Genomic DNA, 12570 nt, shown 5'->3' on the forward strand with positions numbered 1-12570 from the left:
TCCGCCGCGAAGCGTCGGTATTGAAGCCAAACCATGATAGGTCCAACCGACCAACAAGAGGCCGGACCGGGTTCAACCGGCTTCAGGTGGCCGCGGCCGCGACGGCGGCACTGTCGAAATATTCATAGAACTCGACCGCCTTGCCATCCTTGAAGCGCCAGTAGTCCATCTTCGGCGTTTCGGCGAGCTTGCCGGTCTTCTTGTGGGTCCAGGCGCACGAGCCGCGCGCGACCACGACATCGCCTTGCGCGATGTACTCATCGACCGTGTAGTGCTTCATGCTCCACTCCGACAGCAGGCCGTCGAAATAGGCGCGAAGCTCAACATCGTTGTTGTATTGCGCGGCAAAGTTCAGTGGAGCGGCACCACGCGGCACCGATCCGAAACTGATGTTCTGGGCAACAACGCTGTCGAACCAGTGGTCGACGCTGGCCCCCTTGCTGTCGTGCCAGCGACGATAGGCTTCCTTGAGGATCTGGACGTTGGCGGCTTCAGTGGACATGGCACTCCCTCCGCGATGCATTCGACGCATCAAAATAGAATCTGGAAAGTGGGCCGCCCGCTTCCGCAGTGGCGAGCTTGTTGTTGTTCTACCTCAGAGCGTAGCAGGAGCCACGCCAACAAAAAAGCCCCGGATCGCTCCGGGGCCTTTGTGTCGCGGCGATTGTGGCGCTCAGTAGCGGTAGTGATCCGACTTGAACGGGCCTTCCGGCTTGACGCCGATATAGTCGGCCTGGTCCTTGCGCAGCTCGGTCAGCTTGACGCCGATCTTGGCGAGGTGGAGCCGCGCCACCTTCTCGTCGAGCGTCTTCGGCAGCACGTAGACCTTCTTCTCGTACTTGCCGTTCTTGTTGTTGGCGAACAATTCGATCTGCGCCAGCGTCTGGTTGGTAAAGGACGCCGACATCACGAAGGACGGATGGCCCATGGCGTTGCCGAGGTTCACCAGGCGGCCTTCCGACAGCAGGATGATGCGGTGCTTGTCGGGGAATTCGATCTCGTCGACCTGCGGCTTGATGTTGGTCCACTTCAGGTTACGCAGGCCCGCGATCTGGATCTCGTTGTCGAAGTGACCGATGTTGCAGACGATGGCGCGATCCTTCATCGCGCGCATGTGGTCAATGGTGATGATGTCCTTGTTGCCGGTCGCGGTGACGAAGATGTCGGCGCGCGGAGCGGCGTCTTCCATGGTCACGACTTCATAGCCTTCCATCGCCGCCTGCAGCGCGCAGATCGGATCGACTTCGGAGACCATGACGCGGCAGCCGGCCTGGCGCAGCGAGGCGGCCGAGCCCTTGCCGACGTCGCCGAAGCCCGCGACCATTGCGATCTTGCCGGACATCATGACGTCGGTGCCGCGGCGGATGCCGTCGACCAGCGACTCGCGGCAACCATAGAGATTGTCGAACTTCGATTTGGTGACGCTGTCGTTGACGTTGATGGCGGGGAACAGCAGCTTGCCCTTGTTCGCCATGTCGTAGAGGCGATGCACGCCCGTGGTGGTCTCTTCCGAGACGCCTTTGATGTTCTTGGCGATCTCGGCGAAGTAGCCCTTCGGCTTCTCCTTCAGGAGCCGCTTGATCAGCGCGAAGAACACCTCCTCCTCTTCCGAACCCGGCTTGTCGAGGAAGGCCACGTCGCCCTGCTCGGCGCGCAGGCCGTAATGCACCAGCATGGTGGCGTCGCCGCCATCATCGAGGATCATGTTGGGCGTGCCGCCGCCGTGCCAGTCGAACAGTTTTGCGGTGTAATCCCAATATTCGGTCAGCGTCTCACCCTTGACCGCGAACACCGGAATGCCGGCGGCGGCGATCGCCGCGGCCGCATGGTCCTGCGTCGAATAGATGTTGCACGATACCCAGCGGATGTCGGCGCCGAGGGCGGCCAGCGTTTCGATCAAGACCGCGGTCTGGATCGTCATGTGCAGGGAGCCGGCGATGCGGGCGCCCTTCAGCGGCTGCTTCGGACCGTACTCCTCACGCGTCGCCATCAGGCCCGGCATTTCAGTCTCGGCCAGCGAAATCTCCTTACGGCCGAAATCGGCGAGCGAAATGTCCTTGACGATGTAGTCGGTGAAGGCGGGCTTGGTGGGGGCGTTCATGAGAGCTTCCTGTTGTTGAGCTCGTCATTCCGGATCGGCCAAGAGAGACGAACCCGGAATCTCGAAATGAGGATTAAGGATTCCGGGACCGCTCGCGGTCGCGAGCGCCCCGGAATGACGCAAAAGTCAGACCGCGCGCTTGAGCGGTTCGACGAGATCGGTCTTCTCCCAGGAGAAGCCGCCTTCATTGTCGGGCGTGCGGCCGAAATGACCGTAGGCCGAGGTACGCGCGTAGATGGGACGGTTGAGGTCGAGATGGGTGCGGATGCCACGCGGGGTGAGATCCATCGCCTGCGCAGCCGCCTTCTCGAGCACGTCCTCCGGCACCTTACCGGTGCCATGGGTGTCGATATAGATCGACAGCGGCCGCGCCACGCCGATCGCGTAAGCAAGCTGCAGCGTGCAGCGGTCGGCCAGACCAGCCGCGACGATGTTCTTGGCGACATAGCGCGCGGCATAGGCCGCCGAACGGTCGACCTTGGTCGGGTCCTTGCCGGAGAACGCGCCGCCGCCATGCGGGGCCGCGCCACCATAGGTGTCGACGATGATCTTGCGGCCGGTGAGGCCGGAGTCGCCATCGGGACCGCCGATGTAGAACTTGCCGGTCGGATTGATGTGCCAGATGGTCTTGCCGTTGATCCACTCCTTCGGCAGCGCCTCGCGCACATAGGGCTCGACGATGTCGCGAACCTGATTGGAGGTGAGGTCCTCCACGAGATGCTGGTGCGAGACCACGATCTCGCGCACGCCGACCGGCTTGCCGTTCTCGTACTGCACGGTGACCTGGCTCTTGGAGTCCGGACCCAGCACCTTCTCGCGGCCGGAGTGGCGCGCTTCGGAAATCAGCCGCAGGATCTTGTGGGCATAAAAGATCGGCGCCGGCATCAGGTCGGGCGTCTCGTTGGTGGCGTAACCGAACATGATGCCCTGGTCGCCCGCGCCCTCTTCCTTTACCTCGCCCGGCTGCAGCGCATCGACGCCCTGTGCGATGTCGGCCGACTGCGGATGCAGCAGGATCTCGATGTCGGCGGTCTTCCAGTGGAAGCCTTCCTGCTCGTAGCCGATGTCCTTGATCGCGTCGCGCACCACGCTTTCGATCTGGTCGTTGGTGACCGACGCCGGGCCGCGGGTTTCGCCGGCGATCACCACCTTGTTGGTGGTGGCGAGCGTCTCGCAGGCCGCGCGGATCTGCCAGGGATCGATGCCCGCCTTCGGGCCTTCCCGATAGAACAGATCGACGATCTCGTCGGAGATCCGGTCACAGACCTTGTCTGGATGACCCTCGGAGACCGACTCGCTGGTGAACAGATAGGACGCGCGCATCTACAACCCCTTCATTTCCGCCATTCCCGGCGGCGTTTCATATGTCCTGGAATGTCAGTCGCGACGGCGCGAAATGACGTAGGATTCGTCGTAAAACCAAAGCCCATTATGCTTGCGCAGAACCTCTCTGGTCGCATCCAGGGTTCGGCTGTTTTCAGTCATTTCCGTCAACCGGTCGTCTTCAATCTGGGCGACATACACTGCCGCATTCCACGCTGCAAAGGCCGTCGAGGTTCCGATCGAGCCGGTTACCTCGTTGGGCAGCGCTTCCATATCATAACGGAAGATGGAACGGTTATCGGCGTAGGCATTAAAGTTAAGGTCGCGCCCGGCCGATCCCAGCTCGTATTTCACGGCGCGCAATAGCTCATGGCGGCTGACCGCGAAAGGATTTTCTCCGGGCCAGACCGACTGGATGATTTCCAGGCCAGGATCGTGCCCGTGGGAGTGAATTCCGATCAAGCGGCCCCCTGCCCGCAGCGCCCGCGCCAGCGGCGCGATGATCCGCTTGGCGCGGAAATTCACAGAGGATTTGGCCCGATAGGGCTGGGACGCGATCACAAGGTCGAAATTCGCCTCGGTCCGGCCCGCCCGCGGGATGATCGAATCAAGCAGGAACCGGTGGTCCTCCCGGTACACGACCAGCGCCACCGGCCGTTCATAGATCGGCATGCCCGATTTGGGGCTGATACCAGCCCGCCAGTTCTGCTCCAGAAACGGTCCCAGTTCGGCGATCTGGGTCTCGAACTCCCCCGAAGAGGCCCCGCGCAGGGCGACCTCGTGCCAGAGCATACCCGCAGCAGCAGTGGGCGAAGCCGGCGTCAGCCAGGGCGCCTCGGCGTAGTGCATGTTGGTGAGGACCACGACGGTGGCCGGGTGCTCGAACAGCCGGTCGGGCACCTTGTCGAGCGTCAGCCGGACGTCCTCCAGGCTCAGCTCCTTCCCGGCGATATAGAACGGCATATGGGGAAAGCGGCCGTGCATCGAGCGCATCACCCGCGCCAGCACGGTGCCATCGCCGACGCCGGCGTCGAAGACCCGCAGCGCCGGCGGCCGCGGGTGCAGGCTGGAGAGTTCCAGCGCCACCCGCTCGGCAATCACCCGCTTCTCGCTGCAGGTATGGACGAACAGCAGGTACTTCTGGCGGTTCTCGAAGAAGCGGAAATTGCCTCTGGGATCGCGCTTCTCGGGCGGCACGTCGAGGCCGCGCGGCGGCGGCAGCGCGCCGGTGGACGCCGCGATATAGGCATTGATCCGATCCAGCGTGTCGATCGTGATCCGCTTCCCCTCGCGCAGGCGATGCACCAGCTTGCCGTCGTTGACCACCCGGCGGCCGAACGTCGTTTCCGCCATGTCGGAGTGACGGCAGAACTCGGTGATCTGGCTGAGGATCTGGTCGTTCTTCATCAGGCAAGAAGTTGGGAAGCTGCGGTGGGCAGCATTGGATGGCACAAACGTGCTACCACCATCTGCCCACCACGTCTATGCCCGAATAACCGGAGCAGCCTCATTGGAACCCGCTGCACTTGCCAATATACAAGACGGTGGAATGATACTTTGGGGCGAGAATGCTTAAGCGATATTGCGCCGCCGCCTTGCTGCTGTTTGCAGCACAGGCTCCGGCAATTGCGGGTTATCTGGACGAAAATCCCGACGAAGTCTTTTCCGCGGTCTATGAGCGACTTGGCGCGCTACCCGTAAAGGCCGCACGCGACCCCTACGTCTGGCTTCGGCTCGAAGAGCTGAAGCGCGAGCCATGCGACCAGAAAAGCATTGGCGATCTCGCGGTGGCGCTCGACAAGGCCGGCTATCGCCGAGAGGCGGCCAACGGGCTCTACAAATTCGTCATGAATTGCGGCGCGCCGGCGACCGCCCTGCACCGGTCGATCGACATCTATCTGCGGCTGACCGACTATCCGAAGGCGGTCGAAGTCGCCGATGAATTCATCCGCCGCGCGCCGTCCAGTCGCGAGGCGCACTATCTGCGCGGCATCGCCCTCGCAGGCGCCGGCGACCACCAGCGGGCGCTGGTCGACTTCGCCAATGCGATCGAGCTGTTCGGCTCGGACAAGAAGGGAATCTCCAGCCGCGTGTTCATACACATGGCGGCCGCCTACGCGGCGCTCAATCGATTCTGCGAAGCGGCGGCGCCGATCAATATGTGGGTCGCATTCGATCCCGCCACACGCGACAACAGCCAGACCCAGAAGATCATCGCCGACTATGAGGCGAAGGGAAATTGCGTCTCGTCAAAGGAGTTTCAGAAGGAAAGCTATCCGCTGCGCGGGCAGAACGTCGTCACGGTCAAGGTGGAAATCAATGGCGTGCGCGGACTGTTCATTCTCGATACCGGCGCGACCTATGTCGCGATGAAATCGAATTTCGCCGATCGCGCCAAGATATCGCTGGCCGGAGCCGGCGACATCACGGTGGCGACCGCCAATGGATTGACCAAGGCGAAGCTGACAAAGGCCGATAAGGTGAAACTGGGCAAGCTGGAAGCGACCAACGTGCCGGTCGCCATCCAGAATACGGACGCAAAAAGCTATGGCGCGGGCGTCGATGGACTGCTCGGGATGAGCTTCCTGTCCCGGTTCGAGGTCCAGATGGCCGGCGGATCGATCGAAGTTCGCACCCGCCGGGCGAAGAAATAGTGTCGGAACGCCCGGAGTCCGCGTGAACCCAGTGGCCGAAACCCGCGACAAAGCTGCGGTATCTGCTGGTATGTTCGGGACATGATGCGCCGCGCGATCCTGACACTGACCCTGCTCGCCGCCGCGCTGTGGTCGGCGGCGGCTGCCGCCCAGCCGCGCAACCAGCTCGGGCCGCTCTGCACCACCGACACCACGCCAGCCGATCAGCAGATCAACGCCTGCAACAAGATCATCGCGCTGAAAGTGTTTTCCGGCGAGAAGCTCGCGACCATCTACTTCTGGCGCGCCGTCGGCTGGAACAAGAAAGGCAACTACGCGCAGGTCATCGCGGATGCGAGCGAGGCGATCCGCCTGCACCCCAGCGTCGCCGCCTACAATCTGCGCGGCTCCGCCTATTACGACAAGGGCGAAGACGACATCGCCATATCAGATTTCAACGACGGGCTGCGGATGGGACCGCCGAGCGGCATCATCTATCACAACCGCGGCAATGCCTGGCGCTCCAAGGGCGAATACGCCAAGGCGATCGCCGACTACGATCAAGCGATCAAGCTCGGTCCGCCCTCCGCCTTCTCCTGGCAGAACCGCGGCATCTCCAAACAGGCACTCGGCGATCTCGACGGCGCGCTGGCCGACATCAACGAGGCGATCCGCCTCGACCCGCAACTGCCGCAGCCGTTGACCAGCCGTTCGATCATCTGGCGTGCCAAGGGCAATCTCGATCGCGCCATCGCCGACGCTACCGAGGCGATCCGGCTCGCGAAAGCAAAAGCGCCGGTCAACATCATGACGCCGCCCGGCAGCGTGCTGATCTCGGCCTATAGCCAGCGCGCCCTCTCCTATGAGGCCAAGGGCGATCTCAACCGCGCCAGGCAGGATTACGCCACGGTGCTGGAAGGTCAGGCTTCCGACGCCGGCAGCAAGGCCAATCAGGCGACCGCGAAGGTTCGCCTGTCACTGCTGTCAGAGGTGTTACCACCGCCGCGAAAGCCGGCGGAATCACAGCGCTCGCGCGCTGAAGACGCAGCGGCCCCGCCTGCGCCGGCCGGTGCGGCGCCCCCGCCTCCCGCACCCGCGCAAAAAGCACCTGTTGTGAGCAGCCGGCGCGTCGCGCTCGTGATCGGCAATGGCGGCTACGCGCATGTCAGGCCGCTGCCCAATCCCTCGAATGATGCGCGCTCGATCGCCAAGAGCCTGCGCGACATCGGCTTCACCGTGAAGGAAGGCATCGATCTCGACCGCACAGCGATGCAGGCCACGATCCGCGACTTCCTGCGCGAGGCCGCGCGGGCGCAGATCGCGGTTGTTTACTACGCAGGCCACGGCATCCAGGTCGACGGCCGCAATTACCTGGTGCCGATCGACGCGCAGCTTCAGGCCGGCAACCGCATGACTGAAGCGATGATGGACATGGACACGATCATGGCCGGCCTCGACGATCAGGTCCGCACCAACATCCTGATCCTCGATGCCTGCCGCAACAATCCGATGGCGTCGAAGGTGGTGTCCGCAGGCGGAGAGCGCGGCATCGAAGGCGGTTCGGGGCTCGCCGCGCCGACGACGCTTGGCGCAGGTTCGACGCTCGGTGCGGGGACTTTGATCGCCTTTGCGACCGCGCCCGGACAGGTCGCACTCGACGGCGAAGGCGCCAACAGCCCGTTCTCGGCCGCGCTGTCGCGCCACATCGGCACGCCGGGATTGGAAGTGCAGCAGATGCTGACGCGGGTCCGCGCTGAAGTCGTCGCCGCGACCAAGGGCAAGCAGGTGCCGTGGTCGAATTCGTCGCTGTTGGGCGAGGTCTATCTGGCGGAGAAGTGACGGCGTGATTTCACGCCGTCATCCCGGGGCGATGCGCAGCATCGAACCCGGGATCTCGAGATTCCGGGTCTGGTGCTGACGCACCATCCCGGAATGACGGCGGAGAGACTTATTTCCCCCAAACCTCGTTGGCGACCTCGACCGCGAGGCTCAGCTTGGCCCACTGCTCTTCCTCGGAGAGGATGTTGCCTTCCTCGGTGGAAGCAAAGCCGCACTGCGGCGAGACCGCGAGCTGCTCGAGCGGCGCGAACTTGGCGGCCTCGTCGAGACGACGCTTGATGTCTTCCTTCTTCTCGAGCTCGCCGAATTTCGACGTAATGACGCCGACCACCACGACCTTGTTGCCCTTCGGCAAATAGCGCAGCGGCTCGAAGCCGCCGGCGCGGTCGGAATCATATTCGAGGAAGTAGCCGTCATAATTGGTGCCGGCCAGCATGGTCTCGGCCACCGGCTCGTAGCCGCCGGAGGAAATCCAGGTCGAGCGGAAATTGCCGCGGCAGACATGGGTGGTGACCACCATGTCGGCCGGCCGATCCGCCAGCGCGTAGTTGATGACGCGCGCATAGATTTCCTGCAGGCCATCGGGATTGTCGCCGCGATCGCGCGCCTTCTGCAGTTCGTCCTGCGAGCAGAGATAGGCCCAGACGGTGTCGTCGAACTGAAGGTAGCGACAGCCGGCGTCGTAAAACGCCTTCACCGCCTTGCGGTAGGTCTTGCCGAGATCGAGGAAGAATTCCTCCAGATCGGGATAGACTTCCTTGGAGATCGCCTTGCGGCCGCCACGGAAATGCAACACGGCCGGCGATGGGATCGTCATCTTCGGCGTGACGTGGGCGGTGTCGGCCTGCTTCTTCAGGAAGCGGAAATGATCCAGCATCGGATGGTTGTCGGGGAAATCGAGCTTGCCGATAACGCGGACGGCGTCATGGCGGGTCTCGACGCCTGCGAACTGAATGCCGGTTTCGGGGTGGAAGAGTTCGCATCCCGTGAGCTTGGCGAGAAAATCGAAATGCCACCAGGAGCGGCGGAATTCGCCGTCGGTCGCGAGCTTGAGGCCGATCGAGGCCTGCCGGTGCACGACCTTCTCGATCTCGAGGTCCTCGGCCTTGCGCAGGTCCTCGGCCGTGATCTCGCCCTTCTCCAGCTTGGCGCGCGCTTCCTTGATGCGCGGCGGCCGCAACAGACTGCCGACCTCGTCGGCGCGGAACGGGGGCTTGGTTCTCTGCATGGTCTCAACTCCCATTGGATTTAGTGCGCGGCGCCGGCGACGCCGAGATAGCGTTCGAGCACCGCGGGATCGGCCTTCAACGCTTGGCTTGACGCATCATGCACGATTGCGCCGCGTTCCAATATCACAACCCGATCGGCGAGCCCCAGAATCTTTTGCGCATTCTGCTCGACGATGATCGAGCAGATGCCCCCCGAGCGGGTGATCGTGCCGAGTGCCCTTAACAATTCCTCAACGATGATCGGCGCCAGCCCCTCGGTCGGCTCGTCCAGCAACAGCACCTTTGGATTGAGGGTCAGCGCGCGGCCGATCGCCAGCATCTGCTGCTCGCCGCCGGAAAGCTGGTTGCCGAAATTGCTGCGGCGCTCTTTCAGCCGCGGAAACATTTCGTAGACCTTATCGACCGTCCACGGACCCGGCTGGGCCACGGCGGTCATGTTCTCCTCGACCGTCAGCGAGCGGAAGATGTTGCGCTCCTGCGGCACCCAGCCGATCCCGGCCCGTGCCCGCTGGTCCGGGCGCATCGCTGTAATGTCCTGTCCACCGAGCGCTACCGTGCCGCCGAAACGACGGGTGATACCGACGATCGAATTGATCAGCGTGGTCTTGCCGGTGCCGTTGCGGCCCAACAGCGCCAGCACCTGGCCTTCACCGAGCGAAAGCGACATCGAGGGCAGCACCACGGCTTCGCCGTAGCCGGCGCGCAAGGCGTCGATGGCAAGCAGATCAGACATCGGCGGCCTCGCCGAGATAGACCGCCTTCACTTGCGGATCCCGCGCCACTTCGTCCGGCGGACCCTCCACCAGCATGGCGCCGTTGACCAGCACCGAGATGCGGTCGGCGAATGAGAATACGAGGTCCATGTCGTGCTCGATCAGCAGCACCGTGACGTCACGCGGCAGCGCCGCAACGGCAGCCAGAATGTCGTGGCGCTCGCTTTCGGGCACGCCGGCGGCGGGCTCGTCGAGCAACAGCACGCGGGGCTTGGTCGCAATCGCGACCGCGATTTCGAGCAGGCGCTGCTTGCCATAGGGCAGCGTCGCTGTCGGTTCGTTCATCACGTCAAGCAAGTGAAAACGCCCGAGCGTTTCTGCGATCTCCTCGTTGACGTCGTTTCGCGTCCCCATCCGCCGCCACCAGTCGCCGCCACGGCCGAGACGTTCGGAGACGGCGAGCCCGATGGTTTCAAGCGGGGTCAGGTCGGCATAGAGCTGGTTGATCTGGAAGGTACGCGAGAGGCCGCGCAGCACCCGCTTGTGAACCGCAAGGTTGGTGATGTCGTTGCCTTCGAGCAGGATCTGTCCGGCATTGGGCTTGAGCACGCCGGTCAGCAAGTTGATGACGGTGGTCTTGCCGGCGCCGTTCGGTCCGATCAGGGCATGGCGGGCGCCCTGCTCCACTTTCAACGACAGGTCGCGGGTGACCCGCAGGCCCCCGAAGGATTTTTCCAGCCCCCTGGTTTCGAGCGCGATCGTCATGGCGCGTCGCTTTCGGGAACGGCGACGCCGGCCTTGCGTCCGAACACCTGACGGATGATGAGGTTCGGCCCCCAAAGCACCCAGCGATGGATGCGCTCGCGGCCAATCAGCACCATCACCACCAGAACGAGACCGATCCAGAACAGCCAGTATTGCGGCGTAATGGTCTGAAACAGTTCCTGCAGCATCTTGAACACGACGGCGCCGATCAGCCCGCCATAGAGATAGCCGGTGCCGCCGATCACGAGCACCAGCATCAGGTCGGCCGAGCGCTCGAAGGAGAACACGTCGAGCGAGGCCAGCGCTGTTGTCTGGGTGAACAGCGCCCCGGCGATGCCGGCATAGAACGCCGCCACCGTATAGATCGCAATCAGGCGGCGGTTGACGGGCACGCCGATCGCGGACGCCCGCAACGGATTGTTCTTGATGGCGCGCAGCGACAGGCCGAACGGCGAATTCACGATCCGCCGCGCCAGCAGAAACAGCAGGAACAGCACGATCAGCGAATAGAAGAAGCCGGTCTTGCCGAACATGTCGAACGCGAAAAGGCCGAGGATCGGCTGCATCTCGATGCCCTGCAGCCCGTCGGTGCCGCCGGTGATGTTGGAGAAGCGCTCCGCCAGCGCCTCCAGCAGCAGCGCGATGCCGAGCGTCACCATCAGCCGGGTCAGGTCGACGCCGCGGATGACGAGGAAACTGGTGAGGAAGCCCAGCACCATGGCGACCAGCCCTGCGACCACCAGTGCGATCACGGGCTCGTTGATGATGCCGTGCAGCGCCAGCAGCCCGGCGGAATAGGCGCCGACGCCGAAGAAGGCCGCATGCCCCAGCGAAACGATGCCGGCATAGCCAAGGATCAGATCGAGCGACAGCGTGAACAGCGCCAGCCGCAGGATGTCGGTCATGATCAGATAGCGTGACGGAAACAGGAACGCGCAGGATGCTGCGAGAACCCAGAACGCAATTTCGGCCGGACGCCAGCGGGCGCGGGCGATGGCGTGGGAGGAGACGTCGGAAACAGCGGTCATCGCGGGCTCATCGCGCGGCGGCGCGGCCGAACAGGCCGTTGGGACGCCAGATCAGGATTACGATCATGATGGTGTAGATGACGAACGGGCCCATCTTCGGCACGTAATATTTACCGGCAACGTCGCCGATGCCGAGCAGCAACGAGGCGAGGAACGGCCCGGTGATGCTGGAGGAGCCGCCGACGGTGACCACGATCAGGAAGTAGATCATGAACTTCAGCGGAAAATACGGATCGAGCCCGAGGATTTCGGCGCTGAGCGCGCCGCCCAGCCCTGCAAGCCCGCACCCGAAGGCGAAGGTGAAGGCGAAGACCTGCGGCACGTTGATGCCGAGACCGCTGGCAGCACGCGGATCGTCGACGGCGGCGCGCAGGCGGCTGCCGAAGCGGGTCTTTGCCAGGATCAACTGCAGCGCCACCGTGAGCAGACCGCAGATCACGATGATCATCAGCCGGTAGCGGCCGATGCCGACGCCGAAGAAATCGAACTGGCCTTCGAGCGCCGCCGGCAGCTTGATGAAGATCCGCGACGATCCCATGATGTAGTCGACGGCCGCCACCGACATGAAGGTCAGGCCGATCGTGAACAGCACCTGGTCAAGATGGCTGCGGGTATAGAGATGGCGGTAAAGCGTGCGCTCCAGCGCCACACCGATCGCCGCGGCCGAAACAAACGCCAGCGGCAGCGCCGAGAAGAACGGCCAGCCCTGATTGTTGACCAGCACCGCGCAGATATAGCCGCCGGCCATGGCAAAGGCGCCATGGGCCAGATTGACGAAATTCATCAGACCGAGCGTCACCGCCAGCCCGCAGGCGAGAACGAACAGCAGCATGCCGTAGGCGACACCGTCGAACAGGATGGTGAACAGCGTGGTCATGTAAAGAGCTTAGCCAAGGTCTGAAGAGAAACTGACTGCTATGGCGTCATGGCCGGGGCTGT

At 63.4% G+C, this 12570-nt stretch carries 11 protein-coding genes; 2 read left to right on the plus strand and 9 right to left on the minus strand.

Translation table 11 applies throughout. The annotated features are described in order from the left end of the window. Positions 1 to 82 precede the first annotated feature (82 nt). The 4 genes from CQ12_RS12330 to CQ12_RS12345 all read right to left on the minus strand — a co-directional run bounded on the left by CQ12_RS12330 (position 83) and on the right by CQ12_RS12345 (position 4831). Positions 83 to 502 (minus strand): nuclear transport factor 2 family protein, encoded by a 420-nt coding sequence (locus CQ12_RS12330; RefSeq protein ID WP_057835581.1) that lies wholly within the window; start codon positions 500 to 502, stop codon positions 83 to 85. A gap of 171 nt (positions 503 to 673) precedes the next feature. Next, on the minus strand, positions 674 to 2101 hold the full coding sequence (ahcY, locus tag CQ12_RS12335; RefSeq protein WP_057835582.1) for an adenosylhomocysteinase: 1428 nt from the start codon (positions 2099 to 2101) through the stop codon (positions 674 to 676). A gap of 126 nt (positions 2102 to 2227) precedes the next feature. After that, a complete protein-coding gene (gene metK / locus CQ12_RS12340; protein WP_057835583.1) occupies positions 2228 to 3424 on the minus strand; it encodes a methionine adenosyltransferase in 1197 nt (398 codons plus the stop codon). Positions 3425 to 3478: 54 nt separating this feature from the next. Continuing rightward, positions 3479 to 4831 (minus strand): hypothetical protein, encoded by a 1353-nt coding sequence (locus CQ12_RS12345; protein ID WP_057835584.1) that lies wholly within the window; start codon positions 4829 to 4831, stop codon positions 3479 to 3481. 161 nt (positions 4832 to 4992) lie between these two features. Here CQ12_RS12345 and CQ12_RS12350 point away from each other — a divergent pair, with 161 nt between their 5' ends. Beyond that, positions 4993 to 6078, plus strand: coding sequence for a TIGR02281 family clan AA aspartic protease (locus tag CQ12_RS12350; protein ID WP_057835585.1), 1086 nt, complete (start codon positions 4993 to 4995; stop codon positions 6076 to 6078). Between the two features lie 84 nt (positions 6079 to 6162). Further along, positions 6163 to 7896: a caspase family protein gene (locus CQ12_RS12355; protein WP_057835598.1), complete on the plus strand. Its 1734-nt coding sequence runs from the start codon at positions 6163 to 6165 to the stop codon at positions 7894 to 7896. Positions 7897 to 8005: 109 nt separating this feature from the next. Here CQ12_RS12355 and CQ12_RS12360 read toward each other — a convergent pair whose 3' ends face one another. Genes CQ12_RS12360 through CQ12_RS12380 form a run of 5 tightly spaced genes read right to left on the minus strand, consistent with a single transcriptional unit; the run spans position 8006 to position 12508 of the window. Then, positions 8006 to 9124, minus strand: coding sequence for a cobalamin-independent methionine synthase II family protein (locus CQ12_RS12360; protein ID WP_057835586.1), 1119 nt, complete (start codon positions 9122 to 9124; stop codon positions 8006 to 8008). 20 nt (positions 9125 to 9144) lie between these two features. Beyond that, positions 9145 to 9858, minus strand: coding sequence for an ABC transporter ATP-binding protein (locus tag CQ12_RS12365; protein WP_057835587.1), 714 nt, complete (start codon positions 9856 to 9858; stop codon positions 9145 to 9147). Next, complete coding sequence (locus CQ12_RS12370; protein ID WP_057835588.1) at positions 9851 to 10603, minus strand: ABC transporter ATP-binding protein; 753 nt, start codon at positions 10601 to 10603, stop codon at positions 9851 to 9853. Before CQ12_RS12370 ends, CQ12_RS12365 begins: the two co-directional genes overlap by 8 nt. Further along, positions 10600 to 11631 (minus strand): branched-chain amino acid ABC transporter permease, encoded by a 1032-nt coding sequence (locus tag CQ12_RS12375; RefSeq protein ID WP_057835589.1) that lies wholly within the window; start codon positions 11629 to 11631, stop codon positions 10600 to 10602. The genes CQ12_RS12370 and CQ12_RS12375 overlap by 4 nt, the downstream gene beginning before the upstream one ends. Positions 11632 to 11638: 7 nt before the next feature. Continuing rightward, positions 11639 to 12508 (minus strand): branched-chain amino acid ABC transporter permease, encoded by an 870-nt coding sequence (locus CQ12_RS12380; protein ID WP_057835590.1) that lies wholly within the window; start codon positions 12506 to 12508, stop codon positions 11639 to 11641. Between the last annotated feature and the right edge of the window lie 62 nt (positions 12509 to 12570).

Source organism: Bradyrhizobium jicamae (assembly GCF_001440395.1).
Lineage (GTDB): Bacteria > Pseudomonadota > Alphaproteobacteria > Rhizobiales > Xanthobacteraceae > Bradyrhizobium > Bradyrhizobium jicamae.

Coding starts and splice junctions, on each gene's coding strand:
- CQ12_RS12375 (WP_057835589.1), bottom strand. CDS start 11,631: ATGACCGCTGTTTCCGACGTCTCCTCCCACGCCATCGCCCGCGCCCGC.
- ahcY (WP_057835582.1), bottom strand. CDS start 2,101: ATGAACGCCCCCACCAAGCCCGCCTTCACCGACTACATCGTCAAGGAC.
- CQ12_RS12350 (WP_057835585.1), top strand. CDS start 4,993: ATGCTTAAGCGATATTGCGCCGCCGCCTTGCTGCTGTTTGCAGCACAG.
- CQ12_RS12380 (WP_057835590.1), bottom strand. CDS start 12,508: ATGACCACGCTGTTCACCATCCTGTTCGACGGTGTCGCCTACGGCATG.
- CQ12_RS12360 (WP_057835586.1), bottom strand. CDS start 9,124: ATGCAGAGAACCAAGCCCCCGTTCCGCGCCGACGAGGTCGGCAGTCTG.
- CQ12_RS12370 (WP_057835588.1), bottom strand. CDS start 10,603: ATGACGATCGCGCTCGAAACCAGGGGGCTGGAAAAATCCTTCGGGGGC.
- CQ12_RS12345 (WP_057835584.1), bottom strand. CDS start 4,831: ATGAAGAACGACCAGATCCTCAGCCAGATCACCGAGTTCTGCCGTCAC.
- CQ12_RS12330 (WP_057835581.1), bottom strand. CDS start 502: ATGTCCACTGAAGCCGCCAACGTCCAGATCCTCAAGGAAGCCTATCGT.
- metK (WP_057835583.1), bottom strand. CDS start 3,424: ATGCGCGCGTCCTATCTGTTCACCAGCGAGTCGGTCTCCGAGGGTCAT.
- CQ12_RS12365 (WP_057835587.1), bottom strand. CDS start 9,858: ATGTCTGATCTGCTTGCCATCGACGCCTTGCGCGCCGGCTACGGCGAA.
- CQ12_RS12355 (WP_057835598.1), top strand. CDS start 6,163: ATGCGCCGCGCGATCCTGACACTGACCCTGCTCGCCGCCGCGCTGTGG.